The organism is Microbacterium sp. NPDC055910, assembly GCF_042271185.1.
In the GTDB taxonomy this organism is placed as follows: domain Bacteria; phylum Actinomycetota; class Actinomycetes; order Actinomycetales; family Microbacteriaceae; genus Microbacterium.
The window spans coordinates 1-21,818 of record NZ_JBHJZS010000005.1 but is presented as its reverse complement, the minus strand read 5'-3'; the positions used below and the strand labels follow the sequence as shown (position 1 = coordinate 21,818).

Sequence of the window (21,818 nt, the reverse complement as noted above, 5' to 3'; positions counted from 1 at the left end):
CAGATGAGCGGAAGCCCGCGCGTCGTCGTCCTCGCCGGCGGCGTGGGCGGCGCGCGCTTCGCCCTCGGCGTGCGCTCGGCCCTGCAACGTCGCGGAGCGTCCCCCGCGACCGTCGTCGTCAACACGGGCGACGACCTGTGGCTCTCGGGGGTGCGGCTGCAACCCGACATCGACTCGATCGTCTACGCGCTCGCGGGCGTCAACGACACGGTGCGCGGGTGGGGCCGTGCGGGCGACACCGAACGGGTCAACCGCGAGCTGCAGGAGTGGGGCGCCGGCTGGCCGTGGTTCACGCTGGGCGACCTCGATCTCGGCACGCACCTCGCTCGGACGGGATGGCTGCGCGACGGTCTCACGCCCACCGAGGTGCTCGAGCGGATGTCGGCGCGGTGGGATCTCGGGGCGACGCTGCTGCCGATGACCGACGCCGAGGTCGATACGCGCGTCGTGCTGGACGGTGGCGACACCCTGCACTTCCAGGAGTGGTGGACCCGCCATCGCGCGGCGCTGACCCCCCTCGCCTTCGAGAACCCCGGCATCGACCAGGCCCGCCCGGCGCCCGGCGTCGTCGCGGCGATCGACGAAGCCGACATCGTGCTGCTCGCCCCCTCGAACCCCGTCGTCTCGCTCGGCCCGATCCTCGCCGTGCCCGGGATCCGCGAGGCCCTGCGTGCGGCGCGGGCGCCCGTCGTCGGCGTCTCGCCCATCATCGGCGGACGCGTCGTGCGCGGCATGGCCGACGTCTGCCTCACGGCGATCGGCGTCGAGACCTCGGCCGCCGCCGTCGCGGAGCATTACGGCGCGCGTTCGGCCGCCGGCATCCTGGATGCGTGGCTCCTCGCCGAAGAGGACGCCGCGCACGCGGCGGAGGTCGACGCCCTCGGGATCGCCGCCGTCGTCGCGCCCCTGTGGATGACGGATGCCGCGGCCTCGGCCGACATCGTCGACGCAGCCCTCGCCGCCGCCGGTCTCTGACGCGCCGTCCGCGGCGTCACGGCCCGACGAGCGCGGCGGTGCGAGGTCCGAGTCCGAGCGTCCGCGCGGCGCGCAGCTGCTCGGCCGTGTCGACGTCGCGGCGCAGCGTCGACGATCCATCGACGTCGAGCGGGGTGCACCCGAGGGCGACGTGGCGCGCGAACGAGCCGTCGCCGAAGGCCGAGCTCCACGGCACCTCCGCCGCCGCGGTCACGAGCGTCGACCCCGTTCCCTCGGCATCGGCCACGACGCCGCGATCCACGGACGCCGCCAGAGCGAGCGCCGTCGCGAGGTCGTCGGGGCGCAGGGCCGGCAGGTCGCCCAGGAGAGCTGCCCGCGGCATCCGTTCGAAAGAAGCCATGCCCGTCGCGACGGCGGCGTCGAGCCCCTGCGGGTCGCCCTCGGGCACGAACCGCAGGTGCGGCACATCGAGGGCGCCCAGCACCAGGCCCCCGTCGTCGCCGACGACGACGACGCGCGCGACGGCCGGGCAGGCCGCCGCCGCGGCGATCGTGTCGAGCGCGATCGCACGCGCCAGCGCCACCCGGTCGACCCCCATGACGGCCAGCCGGGACTTGCCGCGCGCGGGGTCTTTGACCGGGATGACGACGGTCCAGCCGGTCGTCACGCTCCGAGGCGGGCGCGCAGCCGCGGCAGGATCTCGGCGCCGTACGTGCGCAGGAACTCCTGCTGGTCGTGGCCCGGGTCGTGGAAGACGAGGTGACGGAAGCCCAGGTCGTGATACTTCAGGATCTGCTCGACGTGCTCGTCGGGATCGGTCGACACGATGAACCGGGATGCCGCGCGCTCGATCGGCAGCGCGTCGCCGCGCCGCTGCATCTCGACCGGGTCGTGGATGCCCATCTTCTCTTCGGGTGACAGCGCGAGGGGCGCCCAGAACCGGGTCTTCTCGAGCGCCGTCTGCCGGTCGGGGTGGTACGAGACCTTGACCTCCATGAGCGTGTCGATCGAGTCGGGCGAGCGGCCCTCCTTCTCGAGTCCCTCGCGCAGCGCCGGCATGAGCTTGTCCGCATACAGCGCGGGGTCCTTGCCGCTCGTCGTGATGAACCCGTCCGCGATGCGGCCGGCCAGGCGCGTGGCGGCGGGGCCGGCAGCGCCGATGTAGATCGGCACGGCCTGGTCGGGCGCGGGGCGGTCGTAGACGGTCGCGTCCTTGACCGAGTAGTACGTCCCGTCGAACGTGACGCGCTCGTCGGCCCACAGCGCCTCGATGAGCGCGATGGCTTCCTTCAGACGCTGGAAGCGCTCGGGGGAGTCGGGCCACTCCATGCCCAGCGTCACCTCGTTGAGCGCTTCGCCCGTGCCGACGCCGAGGATGATGCGGCCCGGATACATGACGCCGAGGCTCGCGAAGGCCTGCGCGATGACGGCGGGGTGATAGCGGAAGGTCGGCGTCAGCACCGACGTGCCCAGGAGCACGCGCGACGTCTTCGCGCCCATCGCCCCCAGCACGGGAAGAACGGCGGGGGCGTGGCCGCCCTCGTGCATCCACGGCTGGAAGTGGTCCGAGACGAAGACCGAGTCGAAGCCGACCTCTTCGGCGAGGACGGCGAGATCGACGAGCTCGGAGGGTCCGAACTGCTCGGCGGACGCTTTGTATCCGAATCGCAGGGGGACGTCCTGGGCGGTGCGAAGGGTCATATGTGGCCTCTCTTGACGGGGGCGGGAAGGAACTCCGAGCCGTCCGCGGCGGCGAGCCGCTCACGGAAGGCGGCGACGGTCCCGGGCCACAGCAGCGTGAGCCGGCCGGAGCGTTCGTCGACGTACCAGTTGCGGCAGCCCCCCGCGATCCAGGGGGTGGATGCCGCGCGCCGATCGATCTCGGCGCTGTAGGCGCGTTCGGCGTCGGGATCGACGCGAAGCACGCCGTCACGCGATGCCAGGACGCGCGCCGCGTAGGCGGCCTGCTCCTCGACCATGAGGACCGATGACGAGTGCCCGAGCGATGCGTTGGGCCCGTTGAGCACGAACAGGTTCGGGAAGCCGCTGACCACCGTCGACCCGAACGAGGTCATGCCGCCGGACCAGTGCTCGGCGAGGGTGCCCGTCTCGCCCCGTACGAACTCGGCGTACGGCTGGCGGGTCGAGGCGAAGCCGGTCGCGAGCACGATCGCGTCGACCTCGTGGCGCGCGCCGCTCGCCGCGACGAGCGTCGAATCGCGCACCGAGGTGAGCGCCGACGCCTCGAGACGGACGCGGTCCGAGGCGACGGCGGGGTAGTACTCGTCCGAGAGCAGCACCCGCTTGCAGCCGAACGCGTACCGCGGAGTGAGCGCGTCGCGCAGCGCGGGGTCGTGCACCTGCGCCTCGAGGTGCGCGAGAGCGACGGCGACGGCCGCGGTGGCGGCATCCGGATCACCCGACCGCGACGCGAAGCGCGCCTCGCCCTCGGCATCGAGCTCGGCGCGCAGCTGGGCGAGCTCTTCGGGGTGCGCCGCGAAGCGGACGCGCTCGGCTTCGGTGTACGGGCGCGCTCCGCGCGGCACGATCCACGCGGGGGTGCGCTGGAAGAGCGTCACGTCGGCGATCCTGGCCAGTTCGGGCACGACCTGTACGGCGGATGCGCCCGTGCCGACGACCGCGACGCGGCGCCCCGCCAGATCGGCCGAGTGGTCCCAGCGCGAAGAGTGGAAGAGGGGGCCGGGGAACGATTCGAGCCCGGGGATCTCGGGGATCTTCGGCTCGGTGAGCCGGCCGCAGGCCAGCACGAGCGCGTCGGCTTCGATCAGGGCGGGATCCGACCCGCCCACCTCGAGGTGCCAGGTCTCGGAGTCGGCGTGCCACGTCGCGCCCAGCAGCGGCGACTCGAAACGCGGCGCGATGCCTTCGATCTCGGCGACGCGGGCGAGGTATTCGCGGATCTCGTCGCCGCGCGCATACAGCCCCGACCAGCCGGGGTTGGGGTGCGCCGCGAAGCCGTACAGGTGGCTCGGCACGTCGCACGCGACGCCGGGGTAGGTGTTGTCGCGCCACGTTCCGCCGAGGGATGCCGCCCGCTCGAGCACGACGAACGAATCGATGCCGCTGCGGCGCAGCTCCATCGCCATCGCGAGCCCGGCGAAGCCCGCTCCGACGATCGCGACCTCGACGCGCGTCGTCACGCTTCCGCCCCCGGAGCTTCGCTCCCCGGTCCCTGAGCCCGACCGATCTGATCGGTGGCGCTACTGAAACCTGCACGCGCTACCGGACGTTTGATGGCGGATGCAGCTTTCGGTAGCGCGACGGGAGTGGGGGTTCCGTACTCGGTCGTGCGCAGCCGGAACGGCCGGAACAGCCGCGCCGCGACGCGCGTGGCGTCGGCCACGGGCAGCTCGAGCCCGAACTCGATCCCCGCGGCCGGCTTGATCCGCCCGTCGAAGAGTGTGCCGCCCAGGTCGTCGCCGCCGGCGCGCAGCAGTTGGGCGGCGACGTCGAGACCGACGCGGGTCCAGGGGATCTGCACGTGCGGGATGCTGCCGCTCAGGAGAAGCCGCGACACGGCGACCATTGCGCGGTGCTCGTCGAGGGGGGCGCGATCGGCGACGAGCGGCACGCCTCCGGCGTGGCCGGGCAGGGGGATCGGCACGAATTCGCTGAAGCCTCCGCCCGCACCGGCCGTCGCGGCCGTCTGCTGCAGGCGGCGCAGCGTGCGCAGGTGCGCGATGCGCTCGGCGGCCGTCTCGACGTGCCCGTAGAAGAGCACGCTCGTCGAGCGGAAGCCCGCCCGGTGCGCGGCCGTGATGGCCTCGGTCCACGCGTCGATCTCGAGGTCGCCGGGGGCGATGAGGTCTCGCACACGCTCGCTCAGCACCTTGACGCCCGTGCCCGGCACGGTGCCGACGCCCGCCTCGCGCATCGCGGCGAGCGCACGGTCGAGCCCGAGCCCCGTGCGATCGGCGAGGTCGCGCACATCCTGCGGCCGATAGGCGTGCAGGTGCAGGCCGGGGGCGGCGCCGACGATGGCGCGCGCGAGGTCGAGGTAGGCGCCGGGGTCTTCACCGGGCGGGACGAGCCCCTGCACGCAGATCTCGGTCGCGCCGAGGTCCCACGCGTCCGCGGCGATCGCGGCGGCCTCGGCGAGGTCGAACTCGTCGGGCGCGTCCGAGCCGCCGCGTCGGAAGCCCGACGAGGTCAGGTTGCGGTTCGCGACGAGCGTGACGGCCTCGCCGACGGTGTATCGCCGCACGTCGTCGGCCGTCGCCGCGAGGGCGTCGAGTCCGTCTCCCGTGGCCTCGAGCAGCAGGGTCCAGTCGTCGTCGTCGAGTGCGAGGGGATCGGATGCCGCGGCCTCCGCGAGCCGCCGCGCTACTCCCGCCCCGCTCCCTGACCCCGTCGAAGGGTCGTCGCCTGCCCTGCCCCCGGTCCCTGAGCCCGTCGAAGGGCCGTCGCCGGTCCTGTCCCCGGTCCCTGAGCCCGTCGAGGGGTCGTCGCCTGCCCTGCCCCCGGTCCCTGAGCTTGTCGAAGGGTCGTCGTCGGTCCTGTCCCCGGTCCCTGAGCTCGTCGAGGGGTCGTCGCCTGTCCTGGTCTCGGTCCCTGAGCCTGTCGAGGGGTCGTGGCCGGTCCTACCCACGGTCCCTGAGCTTGTCGAAGGGTCGTCGCCTGCGCTGCCCCCGGTCCCTGAGCCTGTCGAAGGGTCGTCGTCGGTCCTCGTCTCGGTCACTGAGCCTGTCGAGGGGTCGTCGCCTGCCCTGCCCCCGGCCCCTGAGCTTGTCGAAGGGTCGTCGGCGGTTCCGGTCTCGGTCCCCGAGCCCGTCGAGGGGTCGTCGCCTGCGCTGGCCTCGATCCCTGAGCTTGTCGAAGGGTCGTCTGCCGAGTTACGACGCTTCGACAAGCTCAGCGACCGGGGGTTCGCGTCCAGCGACCGGGGGTCCGCGGCCTGCGACCGGTGCTGCGCGTCCACCGACCGGGGGTTCGCGTCCAGCGACCGGTGCTCCGCGCCCACCGACCGGGGCTCCGCGCCCACCGATCGTTCCTTCGCGTCGCGCGCGAGGCCCGTCTCGGGGTCCGCGAGCACCGCGACGGCATCCCGCATCTCGGGGGCGAGCCACGTCTCGGGGGCGAGCACGTACTCGGGATGCGCCGTGAGGCGCTCGCGCAGCTCGAAGCCGAGCGTCGCCGTGTGCTCGGCGAGCTCGTCGATGTGCGGCCACGGGCGCTCGGGGTTCACGTGGTCGGCCGTGAGCGGCGACACGCCGCCCCAATCGTCGGCGCCGGCGCGCACGAGCAGGGCGAACTCCTGGCTGTCGGACAGGTTCGGCGGCACCTGCACGCGCATGTCGGGGCCCATCACGAGCCGGGCGACGGCGACCGCCGCGACGTACTCGAGCAGAGCGGCATCCGCGGCCCCCTGCATCGCGGTGCGCGGCTTCGCGCGGAAGTTCTGCACGATGACCTCTTGCACGTGCCCGTGCCGCTCGTGCGCATCGCGCAGCTCGATGAGCGATTCGGCACGGTCGCGCAGCGTCTCGCCGATCCCGACGAGGATGCCGGTCGTGAAGGGCACGCGCGCGCGGCCGGCGTCGTCGATGACGGTGAGGCGCAGCGCGGGGTCCTTGTCGGGGGAGCCGTAGTGCACCTGGCCGGGCTCTTCGAACAGTCGTCGAGAGGTCGTCTCGAGCATCATGCCCATCGAGGGGGACACGGCGCGCAGCGTCACGAGCTCGTCGTGCGTCATGACGCCCGGGTTGGCGTGCGCGAGCAGTCCCGTCTCGGCCGTGACGAGCCGCGCCATGGCGGCGACGTAGTCGATCGTCGAGGCGTAGCCGTGCTCATCGAGCCAGGCGCGCGCTTCGGGCCAGCGGTCCTCGGGCCGGTCGCCGAGGGTCAGAAGCGCTTCCTTGCACCCGAGGGCGGCGCCCTGCCGAGCAACGGCGAGCACCTGCTCGGGCGACATGTAGGCGGGCTTGTTCTTCTTCAGCAGCTGGCCCGGCGTGTCGACGAAGACGCAGTAGTGGCACCGGTCGCGGCACAGGGTCGTGAGCGGGATGAAGACCTTGCGCGAGTACGTGATGACCCCGGGGCGCCCGGCTGCGGCGCCTCCCGCGTCGCGCATCGCGCCGGCGAGGGCGAGCAGCCGCTCGAAGTCGTCGCCCGTCGCGCCGAGCAGCGTCTCGGCGGCGTCGGCGTCGACGCGCGCGCCCGCAGCGACGCGGTCGAGAACCGCGGCCGCGTCGGCCCGCCTGGCGGGCGCCGGATCGAGCAGGGTCACCGTCCCAGTCTGGCACCGCCCGAGAGGCCCGGCGTCGCCGATCGTTGCTTCACCGTAAGCAAACGATCCCGGCTCCAGCGCCCGACGCTGGCAGACTGGGCCTATGGTGACGCTTCTGCTCGACTCGACGCGGCTCGAAATCGCCCTGTCGGGAACCGAGCGGGCGCTGTCGTTCCGCAAGACGAACGTGTTCGTCGAACGCACCGAGATCGCGAAGGTGCAGCTCACCGACGACGCGTGGACGTGGCTGCGCGGCGTTCCGGCGCCCGGCACGCACGTGCGGGGCGTGATCGCGATGGGGTCGTGGAAGTCGGCGGGCGGATCGGACTTCGTCATCGTGCGCCGCCGACGGCCCAGCGTCGTCATCGATCTCGAGGGTCACCCGGAGTTCGCCCGCATCATCCTGACGACGCGTCACGGGCTCGCGCTCGTGCAGGCTCTGCAGCTCGACGACGTGTCCGCGGTGCCCGCCGACGTCGTCGACATCGCGACCGGCGCGATCCCGATCGCCGAGTCCTCGGTCAGCTGACGTCGCGTCGCCAGCTCGTGACGTACGCCAGCACGAGCAGCACGACGGCGTAGCCGACGAGCACGAGACCGCCGCCCCACCACGGCAGTCCGCCGTCGGCGGCCGGGCCGATCGAGAAGACGCTCGCGCCGACGAGGATGTCGCTCGCGGCGCCGGGCAGGAACTGCGTCACATCCGACAAGCCCTCGACGAAGGATGCCGCAGCCCGGCCGACGGGCTCGAGGAACTGGGTGAACACCAGGACGCCGACGATCGCTCCGACCTGATTGCGCACGAGCGCGCCGACCCCGATGCCGATGATCACCCAGAGCACATAGGCCAGCAGCATCCGCCCCAGCATCGCCCAGGTGTCGGAGCTGCCGAGGTCGGTGTCGAGCCCGAAGGCGGCGAGGAATCCCGCCGCGGGGCCGACGGAGGCGATGATGCCGAGCGCGCCGTACAGCACGCCCAGGATGACCCCCGCGACGACCTTGGCCGACAGCACCGTGCCGCGCTGCGGCGTGGCGAGGAAGGTGGGGGTGAGCGTCTTGTGGCGGAACTCCGCCGTCACGATGAGTGTTCCGATGAGGAGCGGGAAGACGTATCCGACCGTCGTCGCCGTGCTGTAGAGCGTCGCGGACAAGCCCTCGGACGGCAGCATCGCCTCACCGCCCAGCGCACCGGTCGAGGTGCCGGCGAACACGCCGCCGAGCACGGAGGCCGTGAAGGCGACGTACACGACGAGGATGATCGCGAGGATCCACCACATCGACGTCGTGAACTGCTTCGTGGTCTCGGACCGGGTCGCGGCGGCGAGGCTCATCGCGGGTCACCTCCCTCGTCGGCCGGCGCGTCGACGGCATCGACCCGCTCGTCGGGCGCGCTGAGCTCGTCGTCGATCTCGCCGATCGCCTCGATGTCGGGATCGGCGTCTTCGGGGGCGACGTCGGTGTCTTCGGAGTCGATCTCGGCGTCTCGGGGCGGCACGATGTCGATGACACCGGTCTGCGCGACGCTGAAGGCGGCCGAGGACGGCACGGGCGCGGCGACGGACGCGGCGACGGGCTCGAAGACGGCGAGCGGATCCGGCTCATCGGCCGGTGCCGCGCCCGCCGCGACGTCGTCGGACGGTTCGTCGACGGCGTCCGGCTCAGCGGGGGCCGGTTCAGCGGGCGCCGGCTCAGCGGGAACAACGTCCGGCTCAGCGGGAACAACGTCCGGTTCAGCGGGAACAACGTCCGGCTCAGCGGGAGCGGCGCCGGGCTGATCCGGTGCGACGTCGTGATCCGTCGCGCTCGCGTGCACGCGCTGCCCGCTCACGAGCTCGAGGAAGACCTCTTCGAGTGCGGGGCCCCGGCGCTGCAGCGACGACAGCGCGATGTCCGCCTCGGCAGCGATGCGGCCGACGCCCGCGGGCTCGAGCCCGCGCACCGTCAGGCCCGAGCGGAGCACGTCGTATCCCACGCCCGCGGCGTCGAGGGCGGCCGTCAGCCCCGCGCGATCGGGCGCGTCGACGACCGTGGCGTACTCCGTCGCGTCGGCGAGGTCTTCGAGTCGGCCTTGGAACACGAGGCGACCCTGCGAGATGACGAGCAGCGCGTCGACGGTCTGCTGCACTTCGCTGAGCAGGTGCGACGAGACGAGCACGGTGCGTCCTTCGCCGGCGAGCTGCTGCAGGAACCCGCGGATCCAGCGGATCCCCTCGGGGTCGAGGCCGTTCGTCGGCTCGTCGAGCACGAGCACGCCCGGGTCTCCGAGCAGCGCGGTGGCGAGTCCCAGGCGCTGGCGCATGCCGAGCGAGTATCCGCCGACCTTGCGCCCCGCGGCATCCGCGAGTCCCACGAGTCCCAGCACTTCGTCCACACGCGCGTCGCCCAGGCCCGCGGCACGCGCGTACACGCGAAGGTGGTTCGCGGCCGTGCGTCCGGGGTGGAAGCTCGACGCTTCGAGGACGGCGCCGACCGTCTGCAGCGGGTGGTCGAGCTTGGCATACGGGGTGCCGCCGATCGTGGCGACGCCGTCGGTCGCGCGCACGAGACCCAGGAGGATCCGCAGCGTCGTCGTCTTGCCGGCGCCGTTCGGGCCGAGGAATCCGGTGACCCGCCCGGGTTCGACCTGTGCCGTCAGCCCGGCGACCGCCGTGATCGCGCCGAACCGCTTCGTGACACGGTCGAACTCAAGCACGTGTCCTTCGGGCATGCCGAACCCCTCGTCGTGGTGAACCGTGCCCCTATCCTTGCGGAAATCCGCTCCGATCGCCGCATTCCGCGTGCGCCCTGGTCCATCCGGCGGCGGGCGGTAGCCTTGCGATCGTGACCGATGCCTCCGAATCCCAGGTCCTCGTCCGCGCCGAAGCGGGCCTCGGCCGCCTCACGCTCAACCGGCCGCGCGCCATCAACGCCCTCGATCTCGGCATGATCCGAGACCTCGCTGCGGCCCTCGACGCCTGGCAGGACGATCACGACGTCGACATCGTGCTGATCGACGGCGCGGGCGAGCGCGGCCTGTGCGCGGGCGGCGACGTCCGGGGTCTCGCGGCGCAGATCTCTCAGGGCGACGCCGAAGAGGCCGCCGTCTTCTTCCGCGACGAGTACGCCCTCAACGCGCGCATCGCCGAGTACCCCAAACCCGTCGTCGTCTTCGCCGACGGCGTCACGATGGGCGGCGGGATCGGACTGGCAGGTCACGCGGCGGTGCGCATCGTGACCGAACGCTCGAAGCTGGCCATGCCCGAGACGCGGATCGGCTTCACCCCGGACGTCGGCGGCACGTGGCTGCTGGCACGCGCGCCGGGCCGCACGGGGGAGTACCTCGCGCTCACGGGGGCCACGATGGATGCCGCCGATGCGGTGTACGCCGGCTTCGCCGATCATGTCGTCGCGAGCGACCGCCTGGATGATGTGCGCCACGCCCTCCAGACGCGGGCCGATCCCGAGACCCCGACCGAGCTCGTCATGCTGTTCGATGAGACGCCCGGGCCGTCGCGCCTCGAGGCGTCCCGCGAATGGATCGACGACGCCTTCTCGGCCGACACCGTCGCCGAGATCGTCGACCGTCTGCACGCCCGCGCAGAGCCCGACGCGCACGCGGCCGCCGACGTGCTGGCCGAGCTGTCGCCGACGGGGCTCGCCGTGACCCTCGCCTCGGTGCGCGCCGCGCGCGAGGCCGCGGGCCTGCGCGACGTGCTCGCGCAGGAGTACGGCCTGGTCATGTGGTTCGCCCACACGCAGCCCGACCTGCTCGAGGGCATCCGCGCGCAGCTGGTCGACAAGGACCGCTCGCCGCGCTGGAACCCGCCGAGCCTGGCCGAGATCGCCCCCGATCTCGCCGAGAACGCCCTCGGCTTCGAACCGGGCACGCCTTTGTGGGCCTGACGCCCCGGCGTCGCACAGCGTCGATCGGAATCGCGATCGACGGGTTCTTCTTCGTCTTCGCGGGCCTCGCAGCGGTGTGGCTCGCCTACCTCAGCCTGACCGAGACCTTCCAGGTCGGCTGGTGGGGCGTGCTGTTCGCCGTGCTGTTCTGGCTGCTGCTGGCCTATCTCGTGCTGCCTCGGCTGCATCGCATCCTCACGACGATCTACGTCCCCGACTACTTCATCGGACGCGCGCGCACGAGCGACGGCCTGCTGGGCGACCCCTTCAACCTCGCGTTCCTCGGCGAGGGAGGCCAGATCGAACGGGCGATGCGCGCGGCGGGCTGGACGAAGGCCGACCCCGTCACGCTCGCGTCGTCGGTGACCATCGTCACGTCGACGCTGCGGCGGCGCAGCTATCACGAGGCGCCCGTCAGCCCGCTGTTCCTGTTCGGGCGTCAGCAGGACTTCGCGTACCAGCAGGAGGTCGACGGCAATCCCGCGCAGCGCCACCACGTGCGGTTCTGGCGGTGCCCCGACGGCTGGCTCCTGCCGGGCGGCCGTCGCGTGGACTGGCTCGCGGCCGGGACGTTCGACACGAGCGTGGGGCTGTCGCTGTTCACGCTGCAGGTCACGCACCGCATCGACGCCGACACCGACGTCGAGCGGGACCACATCGTGAAGACCGTGACGGGCGCCGATCCCCGCGTGACGGTCGACGTCATCCGCGACTTCTCGACGGGGTATCACTCGCGAAACGGCGGAGGCGACAGCATCCGCACCGACGGCGACCTGCCGATCGTCGACGTGCGCGCGATCGCCGAGGTGACGACATGACCGGGATGCCGCGCAAGCGCCCCGCCTTCGAGCCGGCCTCGCGGCTGCTCGTGCCGACCGGGTACGACCCGGGCATGCGCCGGCCCGCCCCCATCGTGGCGGGCTTCGTGCTCGTGATGCTGCGCGTGCTCGCCGGCGCGGTCATGCTGCTGGGTGTCGCGTTCGGATGGGACTGGCTCATCCTGCCCGACGGCGACGAGCTCGCGTCGCTGCGAGAGGACACCGTGACCGGTCCCGTGGCGATCGCGCTCATCGTCGTCGTGGGCTCGATCACGCTGCTGCTCGATCTGACGTTCGGCGTGCTGGTCTTCCGCGGCCGCAACATCGCCCGCGTCATCGTCATGCTCGTCTCGGTCGTCTCGATCACGTCGTCGTTCGTCGCGTGGTGGGCGCAGGGGCAGGACATCACCCTGCGCACGACCTTCGTGTCGCTGAGCCTGGACATCCTGATCCTGCTGGCGCTGTCCAGCCGCGGCGCCGCCGCCTACGCGCGGCGTCACGAACGACGCTGAGGGCGACGTGGCATAACCTGTAAGCCGCCGCGGCCGCGGCGCCGATCGGGAGGGTGCGTGTTCGACAGTCCGCTCTCGGCGTCGGCCTACGACGTGCTCGGCGTCGCCCCCGATGTCGACGACGAGACGCTGCGCCGCGCCTATCGTCTGCGCCTGCGGCAGACCCACCCCGACACGGGCGGGGAGGCCGCCGTCTTCGTGCAGGTGCAGCGCGCGTGGGAGCTCGTCGGCACGATCCAGGCGCGCGCCGCCTACGACCGCGGACACGGGTTCGGGGCGCACGCCGCGCCGAGCTTCGCTCAGGATGCCGCGGGCTGGCGTCCGCCGCGCCCCGCGGCCGACACGCGGCCGCGGGCCCGGTCGCACGGTCATCCCGGGGGCTGGAACCGCGAGCGCTATCTGCGACTCATGCGGGAATGGGTCGGCCGGGGCGTCGACCTCGACGACCCCTACGATCCCGCCCTCGTGCGCTCCGCGCCCCACCACCTGCGCGGACTCCTCGCCGACGCGCTCGCCGAAGAGGCGACGGCCCGCATCGTGGCCGATCTCGGGATGGGCTACACCGTGTGGCACGACGTGCGTGCGGCCGCTCGCGGAGACGGGCCCGACGCCAAGATCGACCACATCGTGCTGGGGCCGAGTGGACTGTATGCCGTGCAGTCGGCCGACACGGGCGGCCCCGTGCGCGTGCGCCGGGGCGAGCTCATCGGCGAGGGGGTGACGGGTGCGCCCCTGGCGACCCTGGTCGGCCGCACACGCGCCCTCGCGCGCGCCGCGGGGGTGCGGTTCGGCGGAGCGATCGTCGTGCTTCCCGACGACGACGTCGCGCACCCCATCGACGAGCTCGGGAAGGTGCGCGGCACTCCCGTCGCGATCGTGTCGCGCAGCGCCCTGTCGACGATCCTGCGCCGCGGCGTGGCCGGCGCGCGGTCGATCGGCGGGACCGAGGTCTTCGACCTGCGCACCCGCCTTCAGCAGACCGTGCGCTTCGCCTGATCGGTCAGCTGGTCAGCCCGAACAGTTCGAGCGGGTGCGTCAGTCGCCACCAGGCATCCGGATCTGCGATGTCGTCGGAAAGACGCAGCGGCACGGCGGCGCGATCGAGCGGGCCGACGGCCGAGAGTTCGCCGACCGTGGCGCCCTTCGCGCGTGCGTCACCGAGGTCGAACGCGGTCGACACGGCGGCGGCGCTGCCGTTCCACAGCACGACGGCGGCATCCTCGGCGGTGACGATCGGCACGTTCGCGCCCCACGCGGTCGTCGCCCGGCCCACCGTCGTGCCCGCTTCGACCGAGGGCCGCGGCTGCAGCTCGGTCTCGATCTGGGCATAGAGGGCGCGTGAGACGGCGACCCGGGCGTCGCCGTCGGGCTGTCCCAGCACCGACGCGTACACGCGCACGGGGGTCTCGCCCACCATGACGTCTTTCGCCGTCAGCACGTTCCAGGTGTCCAGGGTGCCCGTCTTGACGCCGATGACGCCGGCATCCTCGAGCAGCCGGTTCGTGTTCTCGATGACGCCCACGCCCGGAAGGTCGACGGAGCGCTTGGCGACGATCTCGGCGATGACGGGGTGGGCGAGGGCCTTCTGCGCGAGGGTCAGCAGGGCGGCGGGGGTCGCGATGTTGCGCGGGTCCAGTCCCGTGGGCTCGACGACCTCGATGCCCTCGACGCCGTGCGTGCGGAGCCATCCGTTCGCCGCCTCCGCGAAGATCTCGTCGGTCGGCCAGAGCGTCGTTGCGAGGCGGTCGGCGTAGTTGTTGCCCGAGGCGATGAGCATGCCTTCGAGCATCTGGTACTGCGTCAGGGCCCCGCCGACGGGAACATCGAGCGCCGATTCGCCGTTGGCGCGGTACTGCCAGTATCGCGTTCGGTCGTACCCCGTGAACCGGTACTCGGGCCCCGCCTCGCCGAGTTCGAGCGGCATCTCCTCGAGCACCGCGAGTGCCGTGACGACCTTCGTGATGCTCGCGATGCTGAGCGGTTCGGGCATCGACGCGAGCTGCGTGTCGAAGCCGTCGACCGCGACGGCGGCGGCGCCGACGTCGGGCCAGGGCAGAGCGGCCTCCGCCGCGGCGACGGGCTGCACGCCGATCGCCTCGATCGTCGGCGCGACGGCGTGCAGGGGCCACAGCAGCGTGGTGGCGGCATACGCCCCCACGACGAGCGCGACGAGCGAGGCGGGGACGAGCACACCCGCGCGCAGCGGCGACCGGCGCGGACCCCGTCCGAGCAGATCGGGGCCGGGCTCGGCGGGCACCGGCGACATCCCCACCCGAGCGGAGTCGACCCACGCGAGGGCTCGCCGACCCGACAGTGCGCCGGCGGTGATGGCGGGCGCGTCCGTGCTCGTGCGCGGCAGATCAGGAGAGGGGAGCGTCACGTCGGTCGTCGTCGCCGACGCCGTCGGCGCCTCATCGGCCTCGAGGGTCGCCGTCACCGCGCGCATGGCCGCCTGATTGCGCAGGGCACGGCGCGAGGGCGGTGGGGTGATGTCGGGGGCCACCCGCCTACGGTACAACGCGCGGCGGGCGGCTATACTCATCGGCACAACCACGGGAGTCCGGTGAGCCGGGCTGAGAGGAAGCGACCCACGCTTCGACCGTCGAACCTGATCCGGATCATGCCGGCGCAGGGAGGAGCATCCGATGCACACCGTCACGTCCGCATCCACCCGGTCCACGAACGTCCGCAGGCTGCGCTGGAGAGTCGTCGACATCGTCGTCGCGAGCGTCATCGGCGTCGCGTCGGGACTCATCTTCCTGCTGTGGAACATCGGCTATCTCGGGCCCAAGACGCTGCTCGAACCGCTCGCGCCGGGCATCCAGGGTCTGCTCGACGGCCCCTGGCTCTTCGCCGGCGTGCTGGGCGCGCTCATCATCCGAAAGCCCGGCGCCGCGATCTACACCGAGACGCTCGCCGCCGTCGTCTCGGCGCTCGTCGGCAACACGTGGGGCGGGTTCCTCACGATCGAGGCCGGTCTCGTGCAGGGCCTCGGCGCCGAGCTGATCTTCCTGCTCTTCCTCTACAAGCGCTGGTCGTTCCCCGTTGCCGTGCTGGCGGGCGCGGGTGCGGCGCTGACCGGCGGGATCAACAACCTGCTCCTGTGGTACCCCGGAGCAGATGTGACCTTCACGGTCATCTACATGATCAGCACGCTCCTCTCGGGTGCCGTGATCGCGGGCGCGCTGTCGTGGGTGCTCGCCCGCGGGCTCGCCGCGACGGGGGCGCTCGACCGGTTCGCGTCGGGGCGCGCGGCACGCGTGCGCGTCTAGCCGTGATGAGCACCGTCTCCGGCCCCGCCGTCGTCGAGGCGCGCGGGTGGGGGTGGCGCCACGCGTCGCGTCACGCCTGGGCCGTGCGCGAGGCGACCTTCCGCATCGAGCCCGGCGAGCGCGTGCTGCTGCTCGGGGCGTCGGGATCGGGCAAGTCGACGCTCCTGCACGGCCTGGCGGGCGTGCTCGGCGGCGAGGAGGAGGGCGAGTCCGAGGGCGAGCTGCTCATCGACGGCGTGCCGGCCGCGGCAGTACGAGGCCGGGCGGGACTTGTGCTGCAGGACCCCGACTCGCAGGTGATCCTCGCCCGCGTCGGCGACGACGTCGCGTTCGGCTGCGAGAACTTCGGCATCCCGCGCGAGGAGATCTGGCGGCGCGTCGCGAGCTCGCTCGACGCCGTCGGCCTCGATGTGCCGCTCGACCGGCCGACGAAGCAGCTGTCCGGCGGCCAGAAGCAGCGCCTCGCGCTCGCCGGCGCGCTCGCGATGCGCCCCGGGCTCGTGCTGCTCGACGAGCCCACGGCCAACCTCGACCCCGACGGGGTCGGAGAAGTGCGCGCCGCCGTCGCCGCGATGCTCGACGCGCACGACGCGACCCTCGTCGTCGTCGAGCACCGCGTCCAGGTGTGGCTGCCGCTGGTGACCCGCGTCATCGTGCTGGGTGCGGGCGGCGTCGTGGCCGACGGACCCGTCGACGACGTGCTGCGCGGTCGCGCCGTCGAGCTCGCGGCAGGCGGCGTGTGGGTTCCCGGGCATCCGCCCGCGCACCCGCCCGCGCCGCCGCGACCCGCCGGTGCCGTGCTGCTCGAAGCGCGCGACCTCGCCGTCGAGCGCGTGCGCGGACGCGCCGTCGCGACGGGCCTGGAGGTCGACGTGCGCGCCGGCGCGGCCCTCGCCGTGACGGGCCCCAACGGCGCGGGGAAGTCCACGCTCGGCCTCACGCTCGCGGGCCTGCTGCCACCGGCATCCGGATCCCTGCGGGCGCACCCGCTGCTCGCTGACGGCGCGGGCGACTCGCCGATCGGCTGGGCGTCGCGGCAGCTGCTGACCCGCATCGGCACCGTCTTCCAGGACCCCGAGCACCAGCTCCTCGGACGCACCGTGCGCGGCGAGCTCGAGATCGGACCGCGAGCGCTGCGCCTGCCCGAGGACGAGATCTCCCGCCGCGTCGACGAGCTGCTCGAGCGGCTGCGCCTGGTCCGGCTCGCGGGGGCGAATCCGTACACGCTGTCCGGCGGCGAGAAGCGGCGGCTCACGGTCGCAGCGGCGCTCGCGACGGCGCCGCGCGTGCTCGTGCTCGATGAGCCCACATTCGGTCAGGACGCCCGCACGTGGGCCGAGCTCGTGGCGTTGCTGGCCCGGCTCCGCGACGAGGGCTCGGCGATCGTCACGATCACGCACGATCTCGATGTCGTCGAGGCGCTGCGCGCCGAGCAGTTCCGGATGCCGCGCCCCGATCCGGATGCCGCAGGGTCGCTGCCATGACCCTGCTCGACACGCACGCGCGCACGGGCGCCGTCGCCCGCATCAACCCCGTCGCGAAGCTCGGCGCGAGCGCGCTCATCGCGATCCCGCTCGTGCTGACGCTCGACCCCGTCTCGGCGGCGGTCGCGCTGCTGCTCGAGTGCCTGCTGCTGCCCTTCGCGGGGCTGCGCTGGCGGGAGTTCTGGATGCGGACGTGGCCCGTGTGGCTCGCCGCGCCCCTCACGGCCGTCACGATCGCGCTCTACGGCGAGACATCGGGTGAGATCTACGTCGAGTGGTTCGTCGTGCGGATCAGCGACGGCTCGCTCGAACTCGCCCTCGCGACGCTGCTGCGCGTGCTGGCGATCGCGCTGCCGTCGGTCGTGCTCTTCGTCACGGTCGACCCCACCGATCTCGCCGACGGGCTCGCGCAGATCGCGCGGCTCCCCGCCCGGTTCGTGCTCGGAGCGCTCGCGGGCCTGCGGATGGTCGGGCTCTTCCTCGACGACTGGCGGGCGCTCGAGCTCGCCCGCCGGGCCCGTGGCGTCGCCGATCGCGGCCGCATCCGGCGCTTCCTCGGCATGGCCTTCGCGCTGCTCGTGCTCTCGATCCGCCGAGGGACGAAGCTCGCGACGGCGATGGAGGCCCGCGGGTTCGGGGCGCCGACACGGCGCACGTGGGCGCGCGAATCCCGCTTCGGGGCGCGCGAATGGGCGCTCATGGGCATTGGTCTCGCGATCGCCCTCATCGCGATCGGCGCGGCGCTGTGGGCGGGCACGTGGAACTTCATCCTCGGCCCCTCGTGATCACTCGGCGAGGAGAACCTCGCGCAGGATGACGGCCTGGTTGTACTGCGGGTCGTGGGCTCCGAACAGCAGCGTGCACACGGGATGCTGCGCCAGTTCCGCCCGCAGCGCGCGGACGGCGGGGTTTCCGGCGAGCTCGGTGCGGTAGGCCGACACGAAGTCCTCCCACGGCAGGCCGCCGTGGTGGAACGCCTCGCGCAGGGCGGCGGAGGGCGCGACATCCTTCGCCCATTCGTCCAGCGCCGCGCGCTCCTTCGAGACGCCGCGCGGCCACAGCCGGTCCACGAGCACGCGGAAGCCGTCGCCGGGTTCCGCGTCGTCGTAGATCCGCTTGAGCTGCAGCTGCATGCCCCCATCCAACACCTTTCGCGGAGAGAGGGCACGGCGTCGCCCATATGCTGGACGCGACGTCGCGGCGCAGGCCGCAATCGGTTCGAAGGAGAGCACATGAATCTGACCGGAGCTTCGGCACTCGTGACCGGCGGTGCCAGCGGATTGGGTCTGGCCACGGCCCGTCGGCTCGCGGCCGAGGGGGCTGCCGTCACGATCGTCGACCTTCCCGGGTCGGTCGGAGCCGACATCGCGGCCGAGCTCGAAGGGTCGTTCGCGGCCGCCGACGTCACCTCGCCCGAGCAGGTCGCCGCCGCCGTCGAGACCGCGTCGGCGGCCGGTCCGCTGCGCGTCGTCGTCAACTGCGCCGGCATCGCGCCGCCGGCGAAGGTGCTCGACCGCGAGGGCAACCCGACGGGACTGGACGCCTTCGAGAAGATCGTGCGCGTCAACCTCGTCGGCACGTACAACGTCATCGCGCAGGCCTCGGCCGCGATCGCTCGCACCGAGCCGACCGAAGAGGGCGATCGCGGCGTCATCGTCAACACGGCATCCGTCGCGGCGTTCGACGGGCAGATCGGTCAGCCGGGATACGCCGCATCCAAGGGCGGCGTGCACGCCATGACGCTGCCGATCGCACGCGAGCTCGCCCGCCACGGCATCCGCGTCGTGACGATCGCGCCCGGCATCATGGAGACGCCGATGCTGCTGGGCCTGCCCCAGGCCGCACAGGACTCCCTCGGCCAGCAGGTTCCGTACCCGTCGCGACTCGGCCGCCCCGACGAGTACGCGCGCCTGGTGATGGCGATCGTCGACAACGAGTACCTCAACGGTGAGACGATCCGCCTCGACGGGGCGATCCGGATGGCGCCCAAGTGAGCGGCGTCCTGCTGCGGGTCGACGAGGGCCTCGCGCGGATCACCCTGAACCGCCCCGACCGGCTGAACGCCTTCGACGCCGATATGGCGCACGCGTGGGTGGATGCCACGACCGAGGCGACGTCGCGCTCCGATGTCGGAGCGATCCTGCTCGACGCGGCCGGACGCGCCTTCTGCGCGGGCGGCGACGTGCTCGCGATGGCGCAGGACGCGTACGCCGGCGCAGACATCGTCGAGCTCGCGGGCGTCATCAATCGCGGCATCCTGGCTCTTCTCGAATCCTCGGTTCCCGTCGTCGCCGCGGCGCAGGGCACGACGGCGGGCGGGGGCCTGGGGATCCTGCTGACGAGCGACTACGCGGTCGTGGGCGCCGACTCGAAGCTCGGCAGCCTGTATGCCAACATCGGCCTGACGCCCGACCTGTCCGTCACGACGAAGCTCGCGCGCGCTGTCGGCGAGCGGCGGGCGCTGCAGCTCGTGCTGCAGGACCGGCTGCTGACGGCGCAGGAGGCGCTCGAGTGGGGCCTCGTGGCCGAGGTCGTCGACCCCGAACGCGTCGGGGCGCGGGCCGAGGAGATCGCGCGGTTCTGGCTCGCGGGCGCCGCGGGCGCGTACGGCGAGGCGAAGCGCCTGATCCGCTCGCAGCCCGGCCGCACCGTCGCCGAGCAGCTCGCCGAAGAGGCCCGCACGATCGGTGCGGCGCTGGACACCGCCGAAGCGCAGGCCCGTGTCGCGGCGTTCGCGGCGCGATCACGGCCCAAGACCTCGTCGAAGGAGACCCCATGACCCCCACGCCCGCCGCCCCCGAGGGCGGACGACTCGCCGAAAAGACGATCCTGATGTCGGGCGGCAGCCGCGGCATCGGGCTCGCGATCGCGCTGCGTGCGGCGCGTGAGGGCGCGAACATCGCGCTCATGGCGAAGACCGACACGCCGCATCCGAAGCTCGCGGGCACGGTGCACACGGCGGCCGAGGCGATCCGTGCGGCCGGAGGGCAGGCGCTGCCGATCGTCGGCGACGTGCGCAACGACGGCGACGTCACCGAGGCCGTGTTCACGACGCAGGGCGAGTTCGGCGGCATCGACATCGTGGTCAACAACGCCTCCGTCATCGACCTGTCGCGATCGCTCGACCTGTCGGCGAAGAAGTACGACCTCATGCAGGACGTCAACGTGCGCGGCACCTTCATGCTCTCGCGGGCAGCGGTGCCGATCCTGAAGGAGGCCGCGAACCCGCACATCATCTCGCTCTCGCCGCCGCTGAACCTCACGCCGCAGTGGCTCGGTGCGCACACGGGCTACACGCTCGCGAAGTACGGCATGACGATGGCGACGCTGGGCATCGCGGCGGAGTTCGCCGAGTTCGGCATCGCGGCGAACACGCTGTGGCCGCGCACGACGATCGCGACGGCGGCCGTGCAGTTCGCGCTCGGCGGCGACGAGATGATGCGGGTCAGCCGCACGCCCGAGATCTACGCCGACGCGGCGTTCGAGGTCATGCTGCAGCCCGCCCGCGCGTACACGGGCCAGACGCTCATCGTCGAGGACGTGCTCGAGGCGGCCGGCGTGACGGACTTCTCGGGCTACGCCGCGGTGCCGGGCACGCCCGATTCGGCGCTCTTCCCCGACATCTTCCTGTAGCCGCCCGCTCGCCGCCGAACCGTACCGATCGCGTCGAACCCGACGTCGTCGACGTGCGGTTTGACGGGGATGGTCGGGTTCGGTGAGTTCGGCCGCTCAGCCGACCAGGTCGAGCGCGCGAAAGGCGTTCCACACGCCGTTGTCGCGCACGGTCGTCGTGATGTGGTCGGCGAGCGCCTTGAGGGTCGGTTCGGCGTTGCCCATCGCGACCGCCGTGCCGCACACCTCGAACATCTCGACGTCGTTCCAGCTGTCGCCCACGCCCACCGCGTCGCTCGCTTCGAGTCCGAGGTGCTCGAGCACGAGCTCGATCGCCGATCCCTTGTTCGTGCCGAGCATGCAGATCTCGCCGCTCGTGCCGCCCGGCAGCGGCATGCTGCCGTTCACGACATGGAACTCGTCGCCCAGCTCGCGGTCGAGCACCTCGACGGCGTCGTCGGCGAGGCTCACGAACACGGCCTTGGCGACGGTGTCGCGGGGCGCATCGGACACGTCGCGGTAGGTGCGGTGCCCGATGCCGGCGAGCGAGTCCTCGGGCCCCTCGACGGCGGCGGTCCGCGCCGCGCGCACGCGTTCGCGCACGAGCGCCAGCATGCCGGGGCTCGCGAACACCTCGTCGTCGGTCTGCAGGAAGTAGTGGATGCCGCGTGCCTCGAACGACCCGACGAGCCGTGAGACGGATGCCGCGGGCATGAGCCGTGACACGATCTGCTCGTCGGCGACGTGGGCCGTCGCGCCGCCGTTGGTGATCGCGCCGTCGAAGCCGATCGCCCGGACGGCGGGGTGCAGGTCGCCGCGCGCGCGTCCGGTGCACAGGTAGACGAGGTGTCCGGCCTCGCGGGCCCCGCGGATTGCGGCGACGGTCGACGGAGCGACGTATTCGTCGTGGTCGATGATCGTCCCGTCGACGTCGATGAACACGATGCGGCCGGTGCGGTGAGGGGTCACGCCCCCCATTCTCCCCCGCCCACCCTGCATCCCCCTCTTACCGCGAGACTGCAACGGCGCGCCGAGACCGTGGGGTCTACCCGCAG

General features: G+C 72.6%; 21 protein-coding genes and 1 riboswitch. Of the genes, 12 read left to right on the top strand and 9 right to left on the bottom strand.

Annotation, left to right across the window (positions count from 1 at the left end):
- Positions 1-3: 3 nt before the first annotated feature.
- Positions 4-975 carry a 2-phospho-L-lactate transferase gene (gene cofD / locus ACFC3F_RS03805; protein WP_376126870.1) on the top strand — a complete coding sequence of 324 codons (972 nt, stop codon included), beginning with the start codon at positions 4-6 and terminating at the stop codon, positions 973-975.
- Positions 976-991: 16 nt separating this feature from the next.
- Here the strand turns inward: cofD and cofC are convergent, their stop codons facing one another.
- The 4 genes from cofC to cofG are packed head-to-tail and all read right to left on the bottom strand — an operon-like array spanning position 992 to position 7,183.
- Positions 992-1,603 carry a 2-phospho-L-lactate guanylyltransferase gene (cofC, locus tag ACFC3F_RS03800; RefSeq protein ID WP_376126868.1) on the bottom strand — a complete coding sequence of 204 codons (612 nt, stop codon included), beginning with the start codon at positions 1,601-1,603 and terminating at the stop codon, positions 992-994.
- The gene (gene fgd / locus ACFC3F_RS03795; RefSeq protein ID WP_376126866.1) at positions 1,600-2,637 is read right to left on the bottom strand and encodes a glucose-6-phosphate dehydrogenase (coenzyme-F420); all 1,038 of its coding nucleotides are present in this window, start codon (positions 2,635-2,637) and stop codon (positions 1,600-1,602) included. Before fgd ends, cofC begins: the two co-directional genes overlap by 4 nt.
- The gene (locus tag ACFC3F_RS03790) at positions 2,634-4,097 is read right to left on the bottom strand and encodes a flavin-containing monooxygenase (RefSeq protein ID WP_376126864.1); all 1,464 of its coding nucleotides are present in this window, start codon (positions 4,095-4,097) and stop codon (positions 2,634-2,636) included. The genes fgd and ACFC3F_RS03790 overlap by 4 nt, the downstream gene beginning before the upstream one ends.
- Positions 4,094-7,183 (bottom strand): 7,8-didemethyl-8-hydroxy-5-deazariboflavin synthase CofG, encoded by a 3,090-nt coding sequence (cofG, locus tag ACFC3F_RS03785; RefSeq protein WP_376126863.1) that lies wholly within the window; start codon positions 7,181-7,183, stop codon positions 4,094-4,096. The genes ACFC3F_RS03790 and cofG overlap by 4 nt, the downstream gene beginning before the upstream one ends.
- A gap of 103 nt (positions 7,184-7,286) precedes the next feature.
- Here cofG and ACFC3F_RS03780 point away from each other — a divergent pair, with 103 nt between their 5' ends.
- A complete protein-coding gene (locus tag ACFC3F_RS03780; RefSeq protein WP_376126861.1) occupies positions 7,287-7,712 on the top strand; it encodes a hypothetical protein in 426 nt (141 codons plus the stop codon).
- On the opposite strand, the gene ACFC3F_RS03775 is transcribed toward ACFC3F_RS03780, so the two are convergent.
- Positions 7,705-8,514 carry an ABC transporter permease gene (locus ACFC3F_RS03775; RefSeq protein WP_376126859.1) on the bottom strand — a complete coding sequence of 270 codons (810 nt, stop codon included), beginning with the start codon at positions 8,512-8,514 and terminating at the stop codon, positions 7,705-7,707. The genes ACFC3F_RS03780 and ACFC3F_RS03775 overlap by 8 nt on opposite strands.
- Entirely contained in the window at positions 8,511-9,890 is a 1,380-nt protein-coding gene (locus tag ACFC3F_RS03770; protein WP_376126857.1) for an ATP-binding cassette domain-containing protein, read from the bottom strand. Before ACFC3F_RS03770 ends, ACFC3F_RS03775 begins: the two co-directional genes overlap by 4 nt.
- Before the next feature lie 113 nt (positions 9,891-10,003).
- Here ACFC3F_RS03770 and ACFC3F_RS03765 point away from each other — a divergent pair, with 113 nt between their 5' ends.
- Genes ACFC3F_RS03765 through ACFC3F_RS03750 form a run of 4 tightly spaced genes read left to right on the top strand, consistent with a single transcriptional unit; the run spans position 10,004 to position 13,391 of the window.
- Positions 10,004-11,065 (top strand): enoyl-CoA hydratase/isomerase family protein, encoded by a 1,062-nt coding sequence (locus ACFC3F_RS03765; RefSeq protein ID WP_376126855.1) that lies wholly within the window; start codon positions 10,004-10,006, stop codon positions 11,063-11,065.
- Positions 11,062-11,883: an LssY C-terminal domain-containing protein gene (locus tag ACFC3F_RS03760; RefSeq protein ID WP_376127055.1), complete on the top strand. Its 822-nt coding sequence runs from the start codon at positions 11,062-11,064 to the stop codon at positions 11,881-11,883. The genes ACFC3F_RS03765 and ACFC3F_RS03760 overlap by 4 nt, the downstream gene beginning before the upstream one ends.
- Entirely contained in the window at positions 11,880-12,395 is a 516-nt protein-coding gene (locus ACFC3F_RS03755) for a hypothetical protein (protein ID WP_376126853.1), read from the top strand. The genes ACFC3F_RS03760 and ACFC3F_RS03755 overlap by 4 nt, the downstream gene beginning before the upstream one ends.
- A gap of 57 nt (positions 12,396-12,452) precedes the next feature.
- A complete protein-coding gene (locus ACFC3F_RS03750; protein ID WP_376126852.1) occupies positions 12,453-13,391 on the top strand; it encodes a DnaJ domain-containing protein in 939 nt (312 codons plus the stop codon).
- A gap of 4 nt (positions 13,392-13,395) precedes the next feature.
- Here ACFC3F_RS03750 and ACFC3F_RS03745 read toward each other — a convergent pair whose 3' ends face one another.
- The gene (locus ACFC3F_RS03745) at positions 13,396-14,898 is read right to left on the bottom strand and encodes a D-alanyl-D-alanine carboxypeptidase (RefSeq protein WP_376126850.1); all 1,503 of its coding nucleotides are present in this window, start codon (positions 14,896-14,898) and stop codon (positions 13,396-13,398) included.
- A gap of 39 nt (positions 14,899-14,937) precedes the next feature.
- Positions 14,938-15,047: riboswitch (TPP riboswitch) on the top strand.
- Between ACFC3F_RS03745 and ACFC3F_RS03740 the strand changes: the two genes are divergently transcribed.
- From ACFC3F_RS03740 to ACFC3F_RS03730, 3 genes are all read left to right on the top strand, one after another.
- A complete protein-coding gene (locus ACFC3F_RS03740) occupies positions 15,041-15,667 on the top strand; it encodes an ECF transporter S component (RefSeq protein WP_376126848.1) in 627 nt (208 codons plus the stop codon). It overlaps the preceding riboswitch by 7 nt.
- A 5-nt stretch (positions 15,668-15,672) precedes the next feature.
- Positions 15,673-17,151 (top strand): ABC transporter ATP-binding protein, encoded by a 1,479-nt coding sequence (locus ACFC3F_RS03735; RefSeq protein ID WP_376126846.1) that lies wholly within the window; start codon positions 15,673-15,675, stop codon positions 17,149-17,151.
- Positions 17,148-17,936, top strand: coding sequence for an energy-coupling factor transporter transmembrane component T family protein (locus ACFC3F_RS03730; RefSeq protein ID WP_376126844.1), 789 nt, complete (start codon positions 17,148-17,150; stop codon positions 17,934-17,936). The genes ACFC3F_RS03735 and ACFC3F_RS03730 overlap by 4 nt, the downstream gene beginning before the upstream one ends.
- Here ACFC3F_RS03730 and ACFC3F_RS03725 read toward each other — a convergent pair whose 3' ends face one another.
- On the bottom strand, positions 17,937-18,284 hold the full coding sequence (locus tag ACFC3F_RS03725) for a DUF488 domain-containing protein (protein ID WP_376126842.1): 348 nt from the start codon (positions 18,282-18,284) through the stop codon (positions 17,937-17,939).
- Between the two features lie 99 nt (positions 18,285-18,383).
- Between ACFC3F_RS03725 and ACFC3F_RS03720 the strand changes: the two genes are divergently transcribed.
- From ACFC3F_RS03720 to ACFC3F_RS03710, 3 genes are read left to right on the top strand one after another with little or no spacing between them, the layout of a single operon-like run.
- Positions 18,384-19,145: an SDR family NAD(P)-dependent oxidoreductase gene (locus tag ACFC3F_RS03720; RefSeq protein ID WP_376126840.1), complete on the top strand. Its 762-nt coding sequence runs from the start codon at positions 18,384-18,386 to the stop codon at positions 19,143-19,145.
- The gene (locus ACFC3F_RS03715; RefSeq protein WP_376126838.1) at positions 19,142-19,930 is read left to right on the top strand and encodes an enoyl-CoA hydratase/isomerase family protein; all 789 of its coding nucleotides are present in this window, start codon (positions 19,142-19,144) and stop codon (positions 19,928-19,930) included. Before ACFC3F_RS03720 ends, ACFC3F_RS03715 begins: the two co-directional genes overlap by 4 nt.
- Positions 19,927-20,784, top strand: a complete 858-nt coding sequence (locus ACFC3F_RS03710; RefSeq protein WP_376126836.1) for an SDR family oxidoreductase — start codon at positions 19,927-19,929, stop codon at positions 20,782-20,784. The genes ACFC3F_RS03715 and ACFC3F_RS03710 overlap by 4 nt, the downstream gene beginning before the upstream one ends.
- Before the next feature lie 96 nt (positions 20,785-20,880).
- On the opposite strand, the gene ACFC3F_RS03705 is transcribed toward ACFC3F_RS03710, so the two are convergent.
- Positions 20,881-21,732, bottom strand: coding sequence for a Cof-type HAD-IIB family hydrolase (locus tag ACFC3F_RS03705; RefSeq protein WP_376126834.1), 852 nt, complete (start codon positions 21,730-21,732; stop codon positions 20,881-20,883).
- Positions 21,733-21,818: the final 86 nt, after the last annotated feature.